We start from the raw sequence: 21,489 nt of genomic DNA, 5'->3' as shown, positions 1-21,489 counted from the left end.
TAAAATTAATATCCTCAATAATAATTTTAATATTTTATATCTTTGCAAAAAGTATTGGGTTATGGAAAAATTTTTACATATAGTTAAAACAATTGCAATTGTTTTTTTTATGTTATGTTCTTCACTATCATCTGCACAGGTGGCAGATACATTTAGTTCGTGGACAGCAAGATATGTTGTTGCTAATTATTCTCAAACTACGCCAGCTGGTGTTTGGAATATTACAAGAGGTACTATCTATCCTGCAGGTGCTGCTCCTATGCCTTTGCCCGGTTATATTGAGTTAGCTAGTAATACTACAACTGAATTAGCAGGAACATTAACAACTCCAAATATTTCAAAAGGAGGTGCAAAATCAATAACTGCTTTGGTGGCTGTTAGACCAGGCAATATTAACTATACTGAGACCACTAGAGTTTTAATTGAAAAAAGCGTTAATGGGAGTAGCTGGCAATCGGTAGGGACCTATAACATTATTACTCCTAAAACACTAACAGTCGAAACAATCACATTCCCAGTAAACGATTTTAGTGATAATTTAATTTTTAGAATATCTAGAACTTTAGGTAAATCTATTTTTATTGATAGAGTTGTAGTTGATCATTCTCTCGTGTTATCTTCCGACAACGCTACAGTTTGTAAAGACAGTCCTGTTGTTTTGTCTGCTCAAAGTTCTGCACCGTTCAATTACACTTGGACAAGTACAACAGGAGGTAATCTAGTCCAAACGACAGGAGCTTCTGTTACTGCTAATCCAAGTCAGGCAGCAACTTATACTGCAACAGGAACTTACACTACCGCATTTGGTACAGTAACTGATACCCAAACTATAAGTGTGGGTATGAAAACAGCTCCTACAGCCACACTTACTGGAGGTGGAACAATTGATACAGAACCAGGATCTGTAAATCTTCAAGTAGCGCTAACCGGTACTGCACCTTGGAGCATTACATATACTGCAAATGGGGCAAATCCTCAAACTATTACTGGAATAACAAACTCTCCTTATATTTTGGCAGTTTCACCAGAAACGAATACTAATTATACTATTAGTAATGTTGCAGATGCTGTATGTGATGCGGGAACAGCTGTAGGCACAGCATCTATATTGGTTAATAAAACAGTTTGGAGAGAAAATGCTGGTGTTACTGGTTGGTCAAATGGAATTCCAAATGTTAATCTTAATACTTATATTTTTGAACCTTATGTTACGGCAACCCAAGGATCATTTGTAGCAAAAGATTTGACAATAGATAACAATGGATTATTGACAGTAAGTGCAAATACTGTAATCACTGCGAATCAATATATCAATAATATCAGTGGTGATAATTTTATAGTTGAAAGTGATGGAAACTTAATGCAAAGTTCTGAAGCTTCGAATATTGGTAATACTACTGTAAAACGCGTTTCAAATTTAGCGAAGCTGCATTACACTTTCTGGAGTTCGCCTGTTGCAAACCAAAATCTATATTCATTCTCAGATGGTGGACTTGTTGGAGGAACACCTAAGAATAGAATCTATGTTTATAATGAGTCTAACGATTACTTCGTAACGACAGGTCTTAATGATGCTTATACTTTCAGAACTGGACAAGGTTATGCTATTAGAGGTAAAGACAGTTACAATGCAGATTTTAATAGCCCTGCACCATACACCTTTACTTTTACAGGTTCACCAAATAATGGAAATCTTTCATATCAATATTTGAAATGGACAGATGCGGATCACGGATTTAATCTAGTTGGTAATCCTTATCCATCGAATTTAGATTTTGATGCTTTGTATGATGCTAACAGTTCGTTGATTTATGGAACGGCATTCTTCTGGACAAATCAGCAATACATTCCGGGGCAACAAGGTTCTGATTATTCAGGCTCTAATTATGCAATCTACAACAGAAGTGGAGGTGTACCATCAACTTTCCAGGATGGAGTATCTTCACCAACACCAACTCAGTATATAAAAGTTGGTCAAGGATTCTTAGTACAAAGTATGGCAGGTTCTAACAATCAACCATTGCAGTTTAATAACTCAATGAGAAGTTATAGTCCGTCAAGTATTTTCTTCAATAAAGGAGAGAGTCAAAAATCTTCTAAAGATAGATTCTGGTTAAATCTGAAATCACCATCAAACATCAATAATACAATCTTGTTATCTTATATCCCAGGAGCGACAGATGGTTATGAGAAACTATATGATGCAGATCTTTTAGTTGTTGGATCGGATGCATTCTATTCTATTAATGGAGCTTCTAAGCTAGCAATCCAAGGAAGAAAATATCCTTTGAATACAAATGATATGGTGACTCTTGGAGCTAAATATTACGAAACAGGAGATTACTCAATCATTTTGGGCGAGAAAGAAGGATTATTCAATGGTGACCAAGTGATTTATTTGAAAGATAAAAAATTGAATAAAGTCATTAATTTGACAGAAGAAGGATCTTATAAATTTGCGGCAAGCAAAGGTTTAGATGAAACAAGATTCGAAGTGATTTATCAAGACTTGTCCTCTTTTGAAACAGCTAATAAAAATGCTGGAACAGTTAATGTAATAAAAGATGAATCTGAATTGATAGTAATCGATACAAGAGATAATATTAAAAACGTTGATGTTTTTGATGCTTCAGGAAAATTGATTACTTCACTTTCTGGAAATAACACTAAAGAAATCAAACTAAGTACAGTTGGATTTGTAAAAGGTGTTTATATCTTGAAGATTACTTCTGATAAAGGTATTACAACTAAGAAAGTTATTTTGTAACAAATTATTCAATTATAAATATTAAGCCAGTCTGAAAAGATTGGCTTTTTTATTTTGATAGGAAAAGCTCTTTATTTTTAAATATTTTATTTCAAGCTAATTTTCATTAATACTTCTTTTAACGATTTCTAAAGCCAATTTCTTCTAATGGCACAAGGTTTGTAAAATGTAAAATAGATAATTATTAATGAAAAAATTTAAACATATGAAAAAATTATTTTTTGGAGCAATCGTTTTAGCGGCAGGGTTGTTTTCAACAGCTAATGCTCAAATACAAGAAGGTAATTGGTTAGTAGGTAGTAGTATTTTAACTAGTAATTTTGGACTAAATACTGGCGGAGGTTATCAAATTGGATTAGAACCAAAAGCAGCATATTTTATTAAAGATAATGTCGCATTGGGAGGTATGGTCAATTTGAATTTTTTAAAAACGGGCAAAGGAGAAGCCACTCAGTTTAAGTATGGTGTGGGTGCTTTAGGGCGTTACTATATTTCTCCTGGAGAAGTGGGTGTTGACAATTTATTAAATCACGGACGTTGGTTTTTTGAAGGAAATGCTGGAATAGGTGGAACTTCTATAGAAAATGGAAACTCAACAACAGGTTTTGTATATGGTGTTGGTCCAGGATATTCTTATTTCATTACGCCAAATATCGGTGTAGAAGGCCTGGTAAAATATAATGGTGAAGCAGGTTTTGGAAATACACCATATAGTTCTAACATAACTTTCAATGTAGGTTTCAGTATTTATTTGCCAACTTCTCACGCCAAGAGAATTGCTAATGATGTGAAATAATATTGATATATTTGATATACATAATATAACCGGCTTTTTGTCGGTTTTTTGCTTAATACATTATTTAGTTATGGAATATTTACATACAGTTTACGCCGTATTGCAAAGATGGTACGTCAGTTTTGCCGAATTGACACCAAGACTAATTGTTGGGATATTGGTATTTCTATTTTTTCTAATGACAAGTACTTATCTCAGCAGATGGTCTGTTAAACTGTTTCACAAACTTTTTCCAAAAACAAAGAATGAGTCTGTAGTTACTCTTATATCGATATTCAAGTTTTTGATTATTCTGATGGGAACTTTTATCGCATTAGAAATAATGGGATTCAGTGGATTCTTTATGAAGTTCTTGGGAAGTTTAGGGGTTGCCGGGGTAATTGCTGGGGTTGCTTTGAAAGACTTAGTTTCAAGTATTTTCTCAGGAATGCTGGTGAGTGTTGATAAGGCTTTTAAAATAGGAGATTATGTAACGATTGGAGGCAATTCCGGAACAGTACAGGATATTGGATTATTGACAACCAAATTGATTACCGATGATGGTAAGAAAGTTTATATTCCGAATCAGGTGATTTTTAATTCGCCGTTTTTCAATATTACAGCATCGCCGCAGCGCAGAATTATATTTAATCTGGAAATTCCTGTTGGCGAAGATATTGATAAAGCTAAAAATGTAATTTTAGAAACAATCAAAACATTGGAACACGTTGATAAAGCTGATACAACGGATGTTCTTTTAACTGATGTCAAACAAGGCGTGTTCACTTTGCAGGTCAAATTCTGGCTGGAAATTGGAAGTGATTTTGGGAAACTAAAAAGCATTGCCATCATCAAAATCAATGAATCCTTGATGAAAGAAGGTATAAATCTAGTAACGCCAACGAGCATTAATATTACTAATACAACAGCATAAAATGAAACTCAGGAATTACTTCTTGAGTTTTTTGTTTTTATTAAAATTAATAGAATCTTTCTTTTTATGAATTGTTACAACAGAATCATCAACGGCAATATATTCTCCCATTATAAAATCTTCATTTTTTGGTATTGTGTCCTCTTCTATAATATCGACAAGTCCAGTTGTTGCAATGCAATTTTCTTTTTCCGGCTTCGAACAACCTGTTAGGAATAAGATTAATGATAGTAATCCTAGTGATAATCTACTATTTTGAAAACTTAAAGGAACATAACGAAAAAGCTTTTCTTTAATCTTTACCGATTTTGAGTCATTAATATTCAATTGATGATTATAGAATCTTCCACAAATACTGTCATCAGATTTTTTTTCGATGAGTTGTTGGATTTCTTGAGGTTTCTTTTCAGTGAAATCTATCACACATTTGCTACAAACAGAACAGAATCTGCCTTGGTCTTCTGGAGACATTTCGTTCCAGTTTTCAGAACAAGGATTGGGAATAGAAATTTTTTTCATCAATTGATTTTAAAACAAAGCATTAAAAAACCGTTCCAAAAATGAAACGGATTTTATATTTATTTTAAAATTTTAGTCTTAAGCTAAAACTTCTTTTACTTTGTTTGCAGCTTCTTCCAAAGTGATTGCAGAGTGGATTGGCAATCCAGCTTCGTCAATCAGTTTTTTAGCTTCTACAGCGTTGGTTCCTTGTAATCTTACGATCAATGGAACAGGAAGGCTTCCCATAGCGTTGTAAGCATCTACAACACCTTGAGCAACTCTGTCACATCTTACGATTCCTCCAAAGATGTTAATTAAGATAGCTTTTACGTTCGGGTCTCTCAGGATAATTCCGAAAGCAGTCTGTACTCTTTGTGCATCAGCCGTTCCACCAACGTCCAGGAAGTTTGCAGGGTTACCACCAGATAATTTGATGATATCCATAGTTGCCATTGCAAGACCAGCACCGTTTACCATACAAGCAACGTTTCCGTCCAACTTCACGAAGTTAAGGCCAGCTTCACCAGCTTCAACATCCAATGGATCTTCTTCTCTTGTGTCTCTCAACTCAGCAAGATCTTTGTGACGGAACAATGAGTTACCATCCAAAGTTACTTTAGCATCTACAGCGATAATTTTGTTGTCAGAAGTTTTCAAAACCGGGTTGATTTCAAAAAGTGATGCATCAATTCCTACATAAGCGTTATATAATGAAGTGATGAATTTTGTGAATTCTTTGAAAGCATTACCTTCCAATCCAAGACCGAAAGCAATTTTTCTAGCCTGGAAACCTTGTAGCCCGTAAGCGGGGTCAATCACTTCTTTGTGAATCAAATGAGGTGTAACTTCAGCAACGTGCTCAATGTCCATTCCACCTTCTGTAGAATATACGATGGTGTTTTTTCCAAGCGCTCTGTCCAAAAGGATAGAAACATAAAATTCTTTAGTTTCAGTTTCACCAGGATAATATACATCTTCTGCAACCAATACAGAGTTTACTTTTTTACCTTCAGCAGAAGTCTGCGGCGTGATTAGCTGCATCCCGATGATGTTTCCAGCGTTTTCTTTAAGTTTATCCATATTCGGAGAAAACTTAACACCTCCACCTTTTCCACGTCCACCAGCGTGGATTTGAGCTTTTACAACCCAACCTTGTGCACCGGTTTCAGCAGTTAATTTTTCAGCAGCAGCAACTGCCTCATCTACGTTGTTTGCAACAAAACCACGTTGGATGTTAACCCCGTATTTTGCTAAAATCTCTTTTGATTGATACTCGTGAAGATTCATAATATATTATTGATTAATTTTTAAATTTTATAAGACGCACAAATTTAAGAAAAAGTGTCGAATTACTTGATATAAATGTCTGATTGAAATCAGTTTTCAAAATAATCTGGGTGTGTCCCTCGCCAGCGCTTTTTCCAGCCGCTCGGGTCGCCTTGGTTTATGCTGAGCCTGTCGAAGTATCCGCTGCAATTCCTCATTCCGATGCTTATCCAAAGCTTATTCCGGGATTTCCGCTATCATCGCTCACACATTAGAATTTTGTCTTAGCAAAATACCAAATCAGCATTCCCCAAGAGATAATCATAAACAAACCTCCAAGCGGTGTGATTGGACCAAGAAATTTCAGATTAAGGCCCCAATAATCCTGAAAACTCAAGAAATAAATACTTACCGAAAACAAGAAGGCACCAGCAATCATCAAAATCGAAATCCACTTTTCAGATGAGGTTTCAAATTTCAAAATATAACCGACAATCAACAAAAAGAAAGCGGCGTAAATCTGATACCTCACACCGGTTTCAAAGCTCTCCAGTCTTTCTACAGATAATATTTTTTTGAATGCGTGTGCTCCAAATGCACCCAGAATTACGGATAATAAACCGTAGATTCCACCTATGATTAAAGTAAAGTTTTTCATTTTTTTAAATTTATTATTGTGATTTATTTTTGAGAGTTAATCAACTTTAAAACTTCCATCGTTGTTGAATAATCGATGAATTTCACAAACAGGATTATTAGGATTTTGAATGTCGAAAGTTCCTAACTTTTCAGCATTTTTTATCGCAATTGGAAGTTTTGGTTTTAAAGAAGTATAGATATCTGCATTGCTTTTTTTATAGAATTTTTCAGTTTTATCATAAGTAGGAAATTCTTTCTTCAAATCTTTTCCTGTCTCATCGCAATCTTTATAATTCTTCTTGGAATATTTAAAATGGAGATATAACCAATATTCAAAGCAGGTATTCACTACTAAAATTTCTACATTTTCTAGTGCAGAAAGTTCGTTATAATATCTAGCAAATTCTTCACTTCGTTTTTCGTCTCCTTTTTTACACTCTTTTGTTTCTCTTTCGATTACATCATAATCAATAATCCAAAAAACTTTATGATAGGTTTCAGCTAAATTTTTTACATAGTCGTATTGTTTTTTAAGTGAGGCTTTTAAACTTAATTCAGGTTTGATATTGATGATTAAATTCTCAGTTTGCTTTAGCATTTGGAAATACCATTTTTCACAATCGCCATCTCCTACAATTGCATAAGTTATTTTTTCCTTACGAAAAGCTTTTTTATTCTTCATCTTCCAAATCAATGTAATAATCTCCGAGATTTGGAACACCTCCTAATTTTCCAGATTTGTAAGCATTCAAAACGTTGCTTGTATCTCTTACTACAGATGAATCAAAATCGGCTAAAGAATAGAGCTCAGTCGCCGAATCTTCATTTTTGTCTGTAAACCAAATTGCATCATCACGGAATAAATCTCTATTATTAAGGATTTCTCTGTTATGAGTAGTTGCTATAAGTTGAGATTCTTTTTTTCCATTAACCAGATAAGTCAATAGAAAGTGATTAAATAAATCTGGGTGAAGGGAGGATTCTAATTCGTCAATCATAACATAATTATTATACTTTAAAAGCATATATAAATAAGTTAAAACGCTGTAATATCTTTGAGTTCCCTGTGATTCATAATTTAAGCTTAATTCGTAATTTTTATTACTAACTTTATGTGTGAAATCGACTTTAAACTTATCAAATAGATTCTCCTTTTTTGTATCCTCAATTTTTAAATCTAGTATATTAAAATCCGCTTTTGCAAGAAGCTTTAAAAATTTATTTTTTTTGATAAGATTACTATTAATAAGATTAGAAGTTAAGGCTTCTAATTTACTTGATGAAGTAACCAACATTGATAATCTTGAAAAAAAATTAGCTAGATTTTTGATGTTATCATTGTCTATGTTAGCTTTTAAAGAACCGCCTAAAACTGTATTATTCCATAGGGTAAATATTTCAAGATTATCCTCCAAAGATTTTCTTTTTGGAATTTTACTTCCAAATTTAATTGAAGTTAATTCTTTTTTTTCATCAGTTGTTCTTTCAAAAACTACAGCTTTACCAGGGTTATGGTTAATAAGTTTTTCTTTTACAATGTAGTTTTTATTTAACTCAACTTCATAAAAATAGCGAATTTTATTTTCTATAAACTCTACTTCAAATTTTGTATTTTGTTCAGGTGTATTTTCATCAAACAAGAAAGGTTCAAAATCAAATCTTTCCGTCTTCTTATCAAAAGGTTCAGTGCAAATTTTTCGTAAGAAATCTAATGCTTTTAAAATTGTAGTTTTCCCAGAAGCATTTGCACCATAAATCAAAGCCAATTTATTAAGGCGCAAATCTTTGATTGGCTCAATAATATAGTAATCTTTCAAATGGTCAGATTTGTTAGCTAAAAAAGATAAAGTTTGCTTTTCTTTTATAGAACCAAAATTTTCTACACTGAAATTAATTATCATTTTTAATTTAATTTTTGTAAATCATTTACAAATTTACGTATAAAAATATAAATAATTATAATTCTCCTTTTTGATTTAAAATAATAATTCTTCCAACCAGCGTAACGATTCCTAAGATAATAAAAAGCCAAGCAAATCTTTTGGAACTAGCAAAACCTGAGTTTTTTGTAAACTTTAGAAATATTCCAAAAACCAGCATAAAAGCTGAAAGTGCAATTCCAAACATAGTTCTATTTATTTCTCAATTTTTCCAATTCCGAAATCACCTCGTGATGACTCACCGTTTTATCTTTGAAGTAAGTCACAAAATGCTGTTTCTCTTCTTCTGTTGCTCCAAACTGATTTAGGATATTGAAAAGGTGCATTTTCATATGACCTTTCTGGATGCCTGTCGTTACCAAAGAACGAAGCGCACCAAAATTCTGAGCCAGTCCCGAAACCGCCAAAATACTCATCAATTCCTGAGCAGAAGGTTTACCTAACAAAGCCAAAGAAAATTTAACCAAAGGATGAAGATTGGTCAAACCGCCGACAACACCAACAGAAATCGGTAAGTCAATCCAAAATCTGAAAATCCCATTATCGGTTGTACAATGTGTTAATGAAGAATATTTTCCGTTTCTTGCTGCATAAGCGTGAGCGCAAGCTTCTGTTGCACGGAAATCATTCCCAGTTGCGATAACGACTGCATCAACACCGTTCATAATTCCTTTGTTGTGAGTCGTTGCTCTGTAAGGCTCGATTTCTGCAATTGTCACCGCACGTTTAAACTTCCAGGCAAATTCCTCGTTCGAGATGCCACTATCATCTTTCAAATCCTCAATTTTACAGGAAACTTCGGCTCTCACAACACAATCCGGCGTGTAATTGGAAAGGATGTTCATTACAATCTGAAGCGAGTCTTTTTCTTCCTGAGAGAATTCTGCTTCGTTCGCAACTTCTTCTTTCAAAGTTTTACCGAACTGTTCCAGACAAGAATTAATAAAATTAGCTCCCATCGAATCTACTGTGTCAAAACTCGCTTTCAGCTGGAAATAATTTTCCAGTTCAGAAGTTTTATCAATCAGTTTGATATCCAAGATTCCACCGCCTCTTTTTCTCATATTGGCAGTGATATCTTCGGTCGCTTCAAGCAATTTTTTCTTTAATTTAAAATTGAAAAAATGCAACAGTTTATGAGGCTCAACATTCAGAACAAAATGGGTGTGACCCAATTTTTCTGTGTTGATAATCGTCGTTTTGAAACCGCCTTTATCCAGCCAGAACTTTGCAGCTTTGGAAGCAGCGGCAACAACCGAGCTTTCTTCCACAGCCATTGGAAGCGCCAGAAGTTTTCCGTCAATCAGGAAATTAGGAGCAATTCCATAAGGCATATAAAAATTGGAAATTGTATTTTCCGAGAACTCTTCGTGAAGTTTTTGCAAGTTGTCGTCATTATTCCAATATTGTTGTAAAATCTGCTCGTAACTTCTGTCATTACTTAGATATTCTGAAATAAGCCAGTCGATTTTTCTTTGTTTGGAAAGTTTTGAAAACCCTTCAACAGGTTGATGTTGCATATCAAAAATTATATTGGTAAAGATATAAATTTTAACACATTTTGTTAATAACTTAACGTATATATCGATTGACTTTTATCATTATGGAATTATTTTTGACATTAATTTCTGAATTAATTCCATTCAAAAAATAAATCTTCAAAAAATGAATTTCGACCGCATCAAAGAAAAACTCGAAATACTTGCAGATGCTGCTAAGTATGACGTTTCGTGTTCTTCCAGCGGCGGAAAACGAAAAAACAATGGTGGCTTGGGCGACAGCTCAGCAAGCGGAATTTGTCATACTTATACGGAAGACGGACGATGTGTCTCACTTCTTAAAATTCTTCTGACCAATCATTGCATTTACGATTGCATCTATTGTGTTTCCAGAAAATCAAATGACATCAAACGTGCTGCTTTCACAGTTGAGGAAGTGGTTGATTTGACCATCAGTTTTTACAGACGAAATTATATTGAGGGCTTATTTCTGAGTTCCGGAATTTTCAAAGATGCGGACACGACAATGGAACGCCTGGTTCGGGTGGCAAAAAAGCTGAGAACTGAACATAATTTCAATGGTTATATTCATTTAAAATCAATTCCCGGAGCGAGTGACGATTTGATGAATGAAGCTGCACTTTACGCTGACCGATTATCAGTGAATCTTGAAATCCCGACAGAATCTGGATTGAAATTATTGGCTCCTGATAAAAATCGTGAAGATATGCTTCAGCCGATGCGGATTGTTCAGAAAGGAATTCAGCAATATAAAGATGAAAAGAAGATCATCAGAAGCACGCCGAAATTTGCTCCAGCCGGGCAATCAACTCAAATGATTGTGGGCGCAACCAACGAAAATGACTTACAAATCATCAAAGTGGCTGATCATTTTTATAAAAACTACGGAATGAAACGGGTTTATTACTCAGGTTATATTCCTGTGACTGTCGACAATCGCTTACCTGCTATTACGGCCGAAGTTCCTGTTTTGAGAGAAAACCGTTTGTATCAATCAGATTGGCTGATGCGGTTCTATGGATTTAAAGCGGATGAAATTTTAGATTTCAATATGCCTTTTTTAGATTTGGAAGTTGATCCAAAATTAAGCTGGGCGTTGCGGCATCTCGACCAATTTCCTGTTAATCTTCAAACCGCAGATTATAAAATGATTCTCAGAATTCCGGGAATTGGTGTGAAAACAGCACAGAAAATTTTAAGCGCAAGACAATTTCAGGTTTTGACAATTGACCACCTTAAAAAACTCGGAGCAGCGGTCAACCGTGCTAAATATTTTATTGATTTTACATATGGAAATCCATTTCTGAAACACTTAACTGATTTGAATTTGAGAAAATTAATTATCGGCGGAAGTCAGTCAAAATTTCAGAATCAGTTTTCTCAGCAATTGACTTTGTTTTAATTTTCCAAATAATCAACTGCAAACTTTACCCAATCTTCAACGCTTTCATCAAGATAAACATCAGGCTGAACTCCAATATTGTCAATAGGATAATTGGGTAACCTGAACGAACGATAAGTCGGCATCAGAAGTTTGTAATTATTGCAACCATAATCAAAAAACATTGCGTTTGCATAATCTAAGACTCCTGAAGAGGGAATGCCCAAAAGTTTAACTTTTTTACTTTGTTTCGCATTTAAAAGAAAATTTTCGGCGGCACTTCCTGTATGATTATTAGCTAAAACGACAATTTGAGAAGGACTTTTAACAGCAGGAGAAATCGAACTTATATTGGCTTTGTTTTGATTATAATTTACATATTTTCCACGATTAGCTTTTAGGATTTCGATTCTCTTTTCCAAGTCAATGATTTCACTTTTGTTTTTTATGGAATCTTTTTTTAGACCTTGCATATAATTTTCTGTTGTACTAATCAAAGTTGGAGAAGCAAGATATTCTACACCAACATTTCGGATAGAATTAGTTACCAGATAAGGCAGAATTTTCTGATAAGCATTATCTGTTCCGCCACCATTATCTCTCACATCAATGATTAAAAATTCCGAATTTTCCAATAAATTTTTATTCTTTTCAATCATTTTTTCAATCGTATTTACAAACATATAACTGAAATACTGCATTTTGATGATTGTGCTTTTGGGAGTCAGTTTTTTGATGTAAAAACCATTGATTTCATTAATCCTATCTTCAATCTCTTCTTCATTTAGAACAGATTGAGGAAAGCTTTTTGTAAATGCAGACCTGATATCGTCAAAATACAAAAGACTATTGTCTATCATTTTGTAAGTCCCTTTTTGCGAGGAATGGTCTTGCATATAATATTCATAAGTTCCGTCTACGAATAATCTGAATTTTACTTCATTTGGTTTCCAAAATTTTGGGTCTGCTTTTATGATGAAGCCAACAGATTCTTTTTCATTTAGTCTTTTGATTCCAATCTCATAACTGTCATCTTTCCAAATTCCTTCGAAGCTGTTTTTCTGATTCTGAACTACCTTTTTGAATTTTTCAAGATTAATATTAAGAGCTTTCGATATGTTTTTTGAGGAAATATGATTAGCAATTTGTGGTGCTGAATTTCCATTTGGAAGAACCCAAATATGCCTGTCTTTGAAGAATCCTGTATAGTTTTTCAGTATTTCCAGACAATTATCATCAGTTTTAGATTCAGCGGAAGATTTTAGTGCATTTTCTTTTACATTATTGTACAATAGTTTGTCTTTAGTTTTGACATCAAAACCGGGATATTCAGTCTCAATTTTTGAAATTATTTTTTGCAAAGTCTCAGTACAGTTGCATTTATTTTGTGCATTAGCGAAACCGAAAAATAAAGAAAGTGTGAAAAATAAAAAGACTTTGATTTTCATTGATAAAATTTTCAGCAAAAGAAATCATTTCTGAGTTTCAAAAATTGTAAAAATCATTCAATTTTAATCTTTATTGTAAATCCAAGTCAAATCTTTTTGATTCACAGAGATTTTCTCCGCTAATTTTTTTGGCGAAAATCCTGAAAACATTTTGAAATCTTTGATGAAGTGCGCTTGGTCATAAAACAGATTCTGATAAGCAACCGTCGTCAAAGAATTTTTGGATTGAGAAAGGTCATTCAACACATTTCGAAATCGTAATGTTTTAAGATAAGATTTTGGATTTTGTCCCAGATTATTTTTGAAAAGTCGGAACAATGTTGCTTCACTGATTGTAAGACTTTTGGATAGTTCATTGATACTAATCTAATTATTTTGATTAATGAGCATCAAGGCTTCTTTCATTGTATCTGAAACAGAATCATTTAATTTTTTAAGAAGCAGAATTTCCAGTTCATTGGCTCGTTTAAAAAAATCCTTTATCTCGAATATTTTTTCTAGAATATTTTTATCCGAAGAGAATATTTCATCAAAAACAGAATCGGAAAACATCAGTTCGTCGTAAGATTCTTTGGTAAACGCTCTTAACGCAGAAGGCTGAAAAATAATACAAATCTGACTAAGCAAAGAATCAATATTGACCTGAAAAGGCTTTTTATGAAAACCATAAAATCGACTTGTAAAAGCTCTTCCAACGTTCACTTCGCACAAATTATTTTGATTGTCATAAGAAATTTTATTTTCCTTATAAATGGCGAGACAAAGATTGCTGTTGGGAAAAGTGGTGTACGTTAAAAAATCGTGATTGGTCTTTTCGAAGAACAGAAAATACTGAACATAGTTTTTCAGAATCTCATTTTTTGGCTTTATGATTACTGAATTCATTATATGATTTTCTGTTTTAAATATATTCTGTCGTAAATTTGGAAAACTGTTCCAGAATGTAAATTTAATAAACTTTAGCTTCTGATAAAGCTTTGGAAAGACTTTTGACAGATTATAACTACCAAAATCAATAACTAAATGAGAACAAAAAAAGCTTTACGTTACGACGAACAAAAAACAAAAGAAATTGATAGTGCAATCTCAAAATTCTCACAACCATTGATGTCTAACTCAAAATGGATTAAGTTGATTGAGCAGATTGTTGATAATGCCGATGAAATCAAAAAGATTCTCTTCAAAAAAGTTCAGAATGATAAGATTGGAGAATTGTATCTAGATAATGGAAGTATTTTTGAATTTGATTATTGGCAAACAGGCTTTGAAGGAAACAATTCATTTAATGATTGGCTCGAATATCGAGAAATAGAATATCTCATTTTTCCTAAAGTTATTGATTCGCAGACAAATCAAGATTTAGACAGAATTTTTACATTAATAAAAGAAGTCGGCGAGTTTTATTTAGAACTTGATGAGAATGAATTGAAACTTGTTTGTTATAAAATTTAAAATAAATCTAGATTCCTCCGGAATGACAAATATTACCTTGAATTTGTAACTCTCAAATTCTCAAACTCTCCAACTCAAAAATGACAACACTTCTCTACGACGGAACTTTCGACGGACTTTTCACTGCGATATTCGAAGTGTTTGAATATCGTTATCAGGATGTGGAAATCAGAAACAGAGAAAATTTCCAGCAGGAAAATATGTTTGCGGAGATTCACGAAGTTGTTACCCAACAGGAAAAATCGGAAAGAGTTTTCAATAAATTAGAAAAAAGTATTGGAAAGTCTGGAATTAATGATTTGCTGAGAGTTTATCTTTCCGAAGATTTAGAATTAGAACAATTGATTTTTTCTGCCATAAAACAATCCATCAAACATCCAAACGAAAACATTCTTCAAAATTTTGCCAACGATGACATTCTGAAAATCGCTAAAATCTGCAAATCCGTCAGTCGGGAAAGACACAGGATGACCGCTTTTATAAGGTTCGAGAAAATGCAGGATGATATTTATTTCGCGAAGATAGACCCGGATTTCAATGTTTTGCCTTTAATCAGAAAACATTTCAAAGACCGATATGCCGATCAAAAATGGATGATCTATGATCTTCGGAGACATTACGGATTGTTCTACGATTTGGAAAACTGCGACTTTTTTTATCCCGATGAAAAATTAGATTTAAACCAGTATCAGGAAAAATTCCACGACGAAGAAAAAAAATACCAGAAGCTCTGGCAAAGCTATTTTACGAAAACCAATATTAAAGAAAGGAAAAACACTAAGCTTCACATTCAGCACGTCCCGAAAAGATATTGGAAATATTTGACGGAGAAATGGTGAATCGGAGATGGCGCCCGCAGCAGGGATAGTAGCGGATATCCTTTTTTGGACACGGAGCGAAGCGGAGTGTCCGAAAAAGATAGGAGTGGATAGCCCGGCCGGCAGATTTTGCGTCGGCATAAGCACTGGGAAATCTGACGGGCTGCCCAAAATTTTTATCACAATTCAAATTCTTAACTTACATCAATGTGAGGGAAACCTGGTCGGCCTAAATTTGCATCATAATTAACAACAAAATATTAAAAATTATGGCAACTAAATGGTTATTAGACCCAACACATAGCGAGATCACTTTCAAAGTAAAACACTTGATGATTTCTAACGTAAAAGGTGAATTCACGACTTTCAACGCAGAAATCGATGCAGAAGACGATACATTTGCGAACGCAAAAGTTTCAGCTTTCATTGATACAGATTCTATTTTCACCAATAATGCGGACAGAGATACGCATTTGAAATCTGCAGATTTCTTCAATGCAGAAGCCAACCCGAAAATCACTTTCGAAGCTACTACCTTGAACGGTGATGTAACTGGGAATTTAACAATCAACGGCGTTACGAAACCAGTGACTTTGGACGTAGATTTCGGAGGAATCAACTCTGACCCTTGGGGAAACACAAAAGCAGGATTCTCATTCGAAGGAAAAATCAAAAGAAGTGACTTCGGTTTAACTTGGAACGCGGCTTTGGAAACAGGCGGTGTAATGGTAAGCGAAGAAGTAAAAATTGCAGGCGAATTGCAGTTTGTAAAACAATAAAAGAATACAATAGTATTTATAGTTTGAGTTTTTTAAAGTATAAACAGAGTTCGCTTTGTTTATACTTTTTTTGATTTTGAGAATAATTATCGGGGCAGCTTTATCCGCCTGTAGTTTATCCTGAGCTTGTCGAAGGGCTCCCAATCTTTTCACTCCACTACGTTGCGTAAAAAGGATTTTCGCTCAAGTCGGGCTGCAGATTCAGCATAAAAACAACATTTGCCAAAAAAATCGGAGACTTAAAAACTTAATTGTCCTTATGTGACTTTTGTGGTTTAAAACAATCAACTTAAGTGTGAAAAGAAAGCTCAGTCAGCCAAATCTGTGAGAAAATAAAATACTTTTTACATTAATACATTTTACTTTTTACAAAAAAAATATGAACCTCAACGACCTTTCAAAAATATCTGATAACTTCCGAACCACAGAAAAAATGCCGGTTCTGTTTTTAGGACACGGCTCTCCGATGAACGCTATCGAAGAGAATGTTTTTGTTCAGGGATTCAGGAATATCAGCAAAGAAATCCCGAAACCCAATGCAATCATTTGTATTTCTGCGCATTGGTTTACGAACGGAACTTTTGTCACGGCGATGGATATGCCGAAAACGATTCACGATTTTTACGGCTTCCCAAAAGAATTGTTTGATGTTCAATATCCGGCAAAAGGAAGTCCGGAATTGGCTAAAGAAACTGCCGGTTTACTCGCTCCGGTTTTGGTGGAAGAAGACCATAATTGGGGATTGGACCACGGTGCCTGGTCGGTTCTCAGACATCTTTATCCTGATGCGAATATTCCGGTTATCCAGTTGAGTATCGATTACACAAAACCGCCTCAATATCATTTTGATTTGGCAAAAAAACTATCCAGACTCCGCGAAAAAGGAATACTAATTATCGGAAGTGGAAACATTGTTCATAATCTCCGATTGATTGACTGGAAAAATATTGATACCGTTGGAGCAGGCTGGGATTGGGCGATAGAAGCCAGAGAAAAAACCAACAATTGGCTCTTGGACGGTGATTTTCAGAGACTCATTGATTATCAAAAACAAGGTTCGTTTTTGCAATATGCTGTTCCGACACCGGATCATTTTCTGCCAATGATTTATAATCTAGGACTGAAAGAAAAATCGGAAGAATTATCATTATTCAATGACTCGCTAATTGGTGGCTCTTTGAGTATGACATCGATAAGGATTGGGTAAAAGTAGATAATATTATACCAATAATCAGATGTTATACTTTTCTCGCAGATAAAGCAAATCGTGTGATTTTTAATGACGTATCATCTGCTGAAGCTGCAAATCAGTGAGAAATAATGTTCTAAAACAAATTATAACAGAATCTAAATAAGTTTATTTTTATAACTAAAAAATTAGTAATATTGTTTGAATGAAAAGAATATTACTTTTTTGCGTTTACTTTAGTTTTATCTGCAGTTGTTTTTCTCAGATTATTTCCGGGACAATCCAGACTGAAACTGGTAAGCTGATTTCGGATGTCAACGTTTATCTTGATGGAACTAAGATTTCTACCACTTCAATTACTGATGGAACTTTTAGACTCGATATTCAAGGCCAAAAAAGCGGAAATCTGATTTTCCAGAAAGATAATTATGAAACGAGCATTTTTCCATTGAATCAAGCCATTGGAAAATCGGTCAAAGTAATTATCAATCCTGTTAAAGAGATAGAAGAAGTTGTCATCATCCCTTATACAGAACAAGCCTATAAAGATTTTATCAATTACTTTTTGGATAAATTTATTGGTTTTGACAGGGAAGATGTTGTCATTAAAAATCAACGAACACTTAAGTTTTCTTATGATAAGAAAAATCAATTCCTAAAAGTCAAAGCGCCACAGAGCCTGATTATTGAAAATAAAAATCTGGGTTACAGCATTCAATATAATCTTATCAATTTTGAAGCGGACTTTAAAAACAAAACCAATAGCTATCTGGGAACTTCTTTTTTCAAAGAGACCAGCAATAAGAAAAATGTAATTCTCAACCGAATGAATGCTTACCAAGGCAGTTTGATGCATTTTTTCAGAAGTCTTTACAAAAACGAATTAGAAAAAGATGGTTTCATCGTGAATCATGCCAAACGAATTCCTAATCCAAAATACCCAACTGAGGCTGAATTGCAGAAGCTGGAAGACTATTTCAGTTTTGTGAGACTACAGAAAGTAATGAATGTGAATCTGTCCCCGGAGTTAGAAGATATATCACAGCGAAAAAATAAAAATTCTCCGTTAGTTTTAGGAATTCTGAAGACAAAAATCAAAGAATCTGATTTCATGAAACGCAAAGAGGGAAAACTGTTTCTCGATTTTAAAGACTTATTAATGGTCAATTATCAGAAATATTATTACGAAATCAAGAAAGGTCAATTTGTAAAATCTGCAACTGCTGTTTCCCAATCATCATTGATACATCCCGAAGCGGCAGAATTTGAGATTTTTCCGGAAGGTATTTGTTCAGAGCCGGATTTGCTGATTTTAGAAGAGAGTTTTTCCCAACAAAATGTTTCTAAGATGTTGCCTTTGGATTATCAGTTTGGGAATTGATTTTTTATTTCGAAAAATTAAATCTCTCGCCGATTTTACGAATCAGCAGATGATTGCGTTAGAAAATCTGCAAAATCAGCCTAATCTGCGAGAGATTTATTCCAATACTTTCGCAAAACAAACACTGTTTTCTACACCAGCATATTGTCCATAATTCGGAATGATTTTATAACCGCATTTGTTGTAAAGTGCAACAGCTTCAGTTTGTCTTTTTCCTGTTTCCAGAACCGTTTTTTCATAACCTAATTCTTTAGACCAGGCTTCTAATTCGGTTAAAATTGCAGAAGCCAAGCCTTTTCCCCGTTTCTCAGGAAGCGTGAACATTCTTTTGATTTCCATAGATTTTGAATCCAATTCTTTGATAGCGCCACAAGCGACGGCTTCATCATTATCAAAAATCACAACGCAGTTTTTCAGTAAATCGATTTTGTTATATTGATGATAAAAAGCGTGTTCATCACCATCCATCACAGCAAGATAGGCGTCTAATTGTTTTACTAATTTTTGAAAATCTGGATTTTCGGAATTTGTTCTAAGGGTTTTCATTAATTAAAAGTAATGAAATATATTATAAAAAAATAGCCAGAAGATATTATCTTCCGGCTAATAAAAGTATTCGGAATACTTTATATTCTTGTAATACCCGTAACGTGAGGTTGTCCGTTAATAGGCTTGTAAATTTCTACAATTGCGTTCCAAGTTACATCGGACGGCGGCATACTTGCTGCGCATTTGTAACGGTAATTGGTTCCATTAACTAATTGTGTTGATACTTCTGTAGGAGTATATTTTACTCCAACAAATCCTCTTAGAGCTTCACTGAATACTTGTTGCTCTTCTGATGTAAGGCTATGAAACGCTGTCCATCCGCCAACTGTTAGTTCTTCTGTCATGATTAATTTGTTTTAGGTGTCCTACTCTTATGGCCTTTCGGATACGCCCCGTTTTTGATGGTTTCTGGTCTCCATGGTTAGAATTTTTTTTAATCAAGGTGTCTTTTTGTGACCACAGGACAAAGCTATTGCAGATTACTTATATATTTAAGAGTATATATACCTGTTTTTATTCATAAGTATAATTACTTAATGTGTTTATAATCAATTTAATAAAAATGAAAATTCCCCAGTTAAAACTGAGGAATAATTAATTTTTTTTAATATTATTTGTCAATTATATGTGGACTTGAAATTTCTTTTCTCTAATCAACTCAGCAATTTTCAAAATATCTTCACCAATCAATCGGTCGTCTTCTAATTTTGGAACAACAGAACGAATCAAATCATAATTTTTTTCAACGATTTTAGAACATTTTGCTGGTCTTCGGAATTCCAAACCTTGAGCTGCAAACATCAATTCGATGGCTAAAATGTTTTCAAGATTTCCCAAAATCTGATTGAATTTTCTTCCCGAAATACTTCCCATAGAAACGTGGTCTTCTTGTCCTAAACTTGTCGGTATAGAATCTGCTGAAGCTGGGAAGCAAAGCGTTTTGTTCTCTGTAACCAACGCTGCACTCGTATATTGCGGAATCATAAAGCCAGAATTAAGTCCAGAACTTTCTACTAACAATTTCGGTAAACCATATTTTCCTTCGAGCAAAAGATAACTTCTTCTGTCGGAAATGTTTCCTAATTCTGCTGCTGCTAATGAAGCGTAGTCCAAAGGCAAAGCCATCAATTGGCCGTGAAAGTTACCTCCGGAAATTGATTCCTCTGCACTCAACACAATCGGATTGTCCGTTACAGAATTCAGTTCCGTTTCGGCCATTTGCTTCAGATGTTCGAAAGCATTTCTACTCGCACCGTGAACCTGTGGAACACAACGCATAGAATAAGGATCCTGGACTCTGTCACAGAATTCGTGAGACTTGAGATTGTCTGAATCTTTAAGGAAATTTCGCATTCTTTCCGCTACTTTTTGACTTCCGTCAAATGGACGAATCTCATGCAATTCTTTCTTGAACGGACTTGATGAGCCACGATAAGCTTCAAGACTCATAGCTGCTGTTAAATCTGCTAAATCTAAAAGATATTCGAATTTTGCTAGACCTGTAATTGCGTGAGCTAAAATGAACTGAGTGCCATTAATCAATCCTAAACCTTCTTTCGGGCCTAATTTTAACGGTTGAAGTTTATGTTTCTTCAAAACTTTAGCCGTCTCAACAGTTTTATTATTTTCCCAAACCTGACCTAATCCTAAAAGCGGCAAAACCAAATGTGCCAACGGTGCCAAATCTCCTGAAGCTCCAACAGAACCTTGCTCTGGAACAACCGGAATAATATCCAATTCCAACATCAGAATCAATCGCTCGATAACATCTAACGAAACACCCGAAAATCCTTTCGACAAAGCGTGGATTTTGGAAATCATCATTGTTTTGGAAATGTTCCTGTCAATCGGTTTTCCGACGCCAACAGCGTGCGAAATAATCAAATTATGTTGAAGCTGAGCCGTTTCTTCTTCTGAAATTTTAACATCGCAAAGCGGTCCAAAACCTGTATTGATGCCATAAACTGTCCTGTCAGACGCTACAATTTTCTGAACATTCTGTTGCGATTTTATGATCTGGTCTTTTGATTTTTTATTGAGCTTGGCTTTGGAAGGATTTTTTAAAATCTCTAAAACATCCTGATATTTAAATTGGTCGATTCCGTAAATCATCACTGAAAAATTTTGCCTAAAAATACACTTTTCGGGAG

General features: G+C 34.3%; 22 protein-coding genes. 9 read left to right on the top strand and 13 right to left on the bottom strand.

Going from position 1 to position 21,489, the window contains the following annotated elements; translation table 11 throughout:
• Window positions 1-61 precede the first annotated feature (61 nt).
• The 3 genes from KI430_RS10345 to KI430_RS10335 all read left to right on the top strand — a co-directional run bounded on the left by KI430_RS10345 (window position 62) and on the right by KI430_RS10335 (window position 4,476).
• Window positions 62-2,767, top strand: coding sequence for a T9SS type A sorting domain-containing protein (locus KI430_RS10345; protein ID WP_248874552.1), 2,706 nt, complete (start codon window positions 62-64; stop codon window positions 2,765-2,767).
• A 205-nt stretch (window positions 2,768-2,972) separates the two neighbouring features.
• Window positions 2,973-3,563, top strand: a complete 591-nt coding sequence (locus tag KI430_RS10340; RefSeq protein ID WP_248874550.1) for a hypothetical protein — start codon at window positions 2,973-2,975, stop codon at window positions 3,561-3,563.
• A gap of 70 nt (window positions 3,564-3,633) precedes the next feature.
• On the top strand, window positions 3,634-4,476 hold the full coding sequence (locus KI430_RS10335; RefSeq protein ID WP_248874549.1) for a mechanosensitive ion channel family protein: 843 nt from the start codon (window positions 3,634-3,636) through the stop codon (window positions 4,474-4,476).
• 15 nt (window positions 4,477-4,491) lie between these two features.
• Here the strand turns inward: KI430_RS10335 and KI430_RS10330 are convergent, their stop codons facing one another.
• The 7 genes from KI430_RS10330 to KI430_RS10300 all read right to left on the bottom strand — a co-directional run bounded on the left by KI430_RS10330 (window position 4,492) and on the right by KI430_RS10300 (window position 10,342).
• Window positions 4,492-4,995: a hypothetical protein gene (locus KI430_RS10330; RefSeq protein ID WP_248874547.1), complete on the bottom strand. Its 504-nt coding sequence runs from the start codon at window positions 4,993-4,995 to the stop codon at window positions 4,492-4,494.
• Between the two features lie 78 nt (window positions 4,996-5,073).
• Window positions 5,074-6,264, bottom strand: a complete 1,191-nt coding sequence (gene sucC, locus KI430_RS10325) for an ADP-forming succinate--CoA ligase subunit beta (protein WP_074236403.1) — start codon at window positions 6,262-6,264, stop codon at window positions 5,074-5,076.
• Between the two features lie 250 nt (window positions 6,265-6,514).
• Window positions 6,515-6,901: a DUF423 domain-containing protein gene (locus tag KI430_RS10320; RefSeq protein WP_248874545.1), complete on the bottom strand. Its 387-nt coding sequence runs from the start codon at window positions 6,899-6,901 to the stop codon at window positions 6,515-6,517.
• 36 nt (window positions 6,902-6,937) lie between these two features.
• Complete coding sequence (locus KI430_RS10315; protein ID WP_248874543.1) at window positions 6,938-7,564, bottom strand: RloB family protein; 627 nt, start codon at window positions 7,562-7,564, stop codon at window positions 6,938-6,940.
• Window positions 7,554-8,783 carry an AAA family ATPase gene (locus KI430_RS10310; protein ID WP_248874541.1) on the bottom strand — a complete coding sequence of 410 codons (1,230 nt, stop codon included), beginning with the start codon at window positions 8,781-8,783 and terminating at the stop codon, window positions 7,554-7,556. Before KI430_RS10310 ends, KI430_RS10315 begins: the two co-directional genes overlap by 11 nt.
• Before the next feature lie 55 nt (window positions 8,784-8,838).
• Window positions 8,839-9,009 carry a hypothetical protein gene (locus tag KI430_RS10305; protein ID WP_248874540.1) on the bottom strand — a complete coding sequence of 57 codons (171 nt, stop codon included), beginning with the start codon at window positions 9,007-9,009 and terminating at the stop codon, window positions 8,839-8,841.
• 4 nt (window positions 9,010-9,013) lie between these two features.
• Window positions 9,014-10,342, bottom strand: a complete 1,329-nt coding sequence (locus KI430_RS10300) for a hydroxymethylglutaryl-CoA reductase, degradative (protein WP_248874538.1) — start codon at window positions 10,340-10,342, stop codon at window positions 9,014-9,016.
• 145 nt (window positions 10,343-10,487) lie between these two features.
• On the opposite strand from KI430_RS10300, the gene KI430_RS10295 reads away from it, so the two are divergent.
• Window positions 10,488-11,744, top strand: coding sequence for a putative DNA modification/repair radical SAM protein (locus KI430_RS10295; RefSeq protein ID WP_248874536.1), 1,257 nt, complete (start codon window positions 10,488-10,490; stop codon window positions 11,742-11,744).
• Here the strand turns inward: KI430_RS10295 and KI430_RS10290 are convergent.
• The 3 genes from KI430_RS10290 to KI430_RS10280 all read right to left on the bottom strand — a co-directional run bounded on the left by KI430_RS10290 (window position 11,741) and on the right by KI430_RS10280 (window position 14,056).
• Window positions 11,741-13,171, bottom strand: a complete 1,431-nt coding sequence (locus KI430_RS10290; protein WP_248874534.1) for a S41 family peptidase — start codon at window positions 13,169-13,171, stop codon at window positions 11,741-11,743. The two genes, KI430_RS10295 and KI430_RS10290, sit on opposite strands and share 4 nt — an antisense overlap.
• A 63-nt stretch (window positions 13,172-13,234) precedes the next feature.
• A complete protein-coding gene (locus tag KI430_RS10285) occupies window positions 13,235-13,489 on the bottom strand; it encodes a helix-turn-helix domain-containing protein (protein WP_248874532.1) in 255 nt (84 codons plus the stop codon).
• Between the two features lie 48 nt (window positions 13,490-13,537).
• Window positions 13,538-14,056 carry a DUF6597 domain-containing transcriptional factor gene (locus tag KI430_RS10280; protein ID WP_248874530.1) on the bottom strand — a complete coding sequence of 173 codons (519 nt, stop codon included), beginning with the start codon at window positions 14,054-14,056 and terminating at the stop codon, window positions 13,538-13,540.
• 138 nt (window positions 14,057-14,194) lie between these two features.
• On the opposite strand from KI430_RS10280, the gene KI430_RS10275 reads away from it, so the two are divergent.
• The 5 genes from KI430_RS10275 (at window position 14,195) to KI430_RS10255 (ending at window position 18,790) form a co-directional block, all read left to right on the top strand.
• Entirely contained in the window at window positions 14,195-14,623 is a 429-nt protein-coding gene (locus KI430_RS10275) for a hypothetical protein (RefSeq protein ID WP_248874528.1), read from the top strand.
• Between the two features lie 80 nt (window positions 14,624-14,703).
• The gene (locus KI430_RS10270) at window positions 14,704-15,462 is read left to right on the top strand and encodes a TIGR03915 family putative DNA repair protein (RefSeq protein ID WP_248874525.1); all 759 of its coding nucleotides are present in this window, start codon (window positions 14,704-14,706) and stop codon (window positions 15,460-15,462) included.
• Between the two features lie 248 nt (window positions 15,463-15,710).
• Complete coding sequence (locus tag KI430_RS10265; RefSeq protein ID WP_248874523.1) at window positions 15,711-16,220, top strand: YceI family protein; 510 nt, start codon at window positions 15,711-15,713, stop codon at window positions 16,218-16,220.
• Between the two features lie 379 nt (window positions 16,221-16,599).
• Entirely contained in the window at window positions 16,600-17,427 is an 828-nt protein-coding gene (gene ygiD, locus KI430_RS10260; protein ID WP_248874521.1) for a 4,5-DOPA dioxygenase extradiol, read from the top strand.
• A gap of 187 nt (window positions 17,428-17,614) precedes the next feature.
• The gene (locus KI430_RS10255) at window positions 17,615-18,790 is read left to right on the top strand and encodes a carboxypeptidase-like regulatory domain-containing protein (RefSeq protein ID WP_248874519.1); all 1,176 of its coding nucleotides are present in this window, start codon (window positions 17,615-17,617) and stop codon (window positions 18,788-18,790) included.
• Window positions 18,791-18,886: 96 nt separating this feature from the next.
• Here KI430_RS10255 and KI430_RS10250 read toward each other — a convergent pair whose 3' ends face one another.
• The 3 genes from KI430_RS10250 to hutH form a co-directional block, all read right to left on the bottom strand.
• The gene (locus KI430_RS10250) at window positions 18,887-19,336 is read right to left on the bottom strand and encodes a GNAT family N-acetyltransferase (protein ID WP_248874518.1); all 450 of its coding nucleotides are present in this window, start codon (window positions 19,334-19,336) and stop codon (window positions 18,887-18,889) included.
• Window positions 19,337-19,416: 80 nt separating this feature from the next.
• Window positions 19,417-19,683, bottom strand: a complete 267-nt coding sequence (locus tag KI430_RS10245) for a hypothetical protein (protein WP_248874516.1) — start codon at window positions 19,681-19,683, stop codon at window positions 19,417-19,419.
• A gap of 277 nt (window positions 19,684-19,960) precedes the next feature.
• Complete coding sequence (hutH, locus tag KI430_RS10240; protein WP_248874514.1) at window positions 19,961-21,451, bottom strand: histidine ammonia-lyase; 1,491 nt, start codon at window positions 21,449-21,451, stop codon at window positions 19,961-19,963.
• Window positions 21,452-21,489 lie beyond the last annotated feature (38 nt).

This window comes from Epilithonimonas zeae (assembly GCF_023278365.1).
Classification (GTDB): domain Bacteria; phylum Bacteroidota; class Bacteroidia; order Flavobacteriales; family Weeksellaceae; genus Epilithonimonas; species Epilithonimonas zeae_A.
The sequence above is the reverse complement of the archived record's forward strand: the minus strand, read 5'-3'. Positions and strand labels throughout refer to the sequence as shown.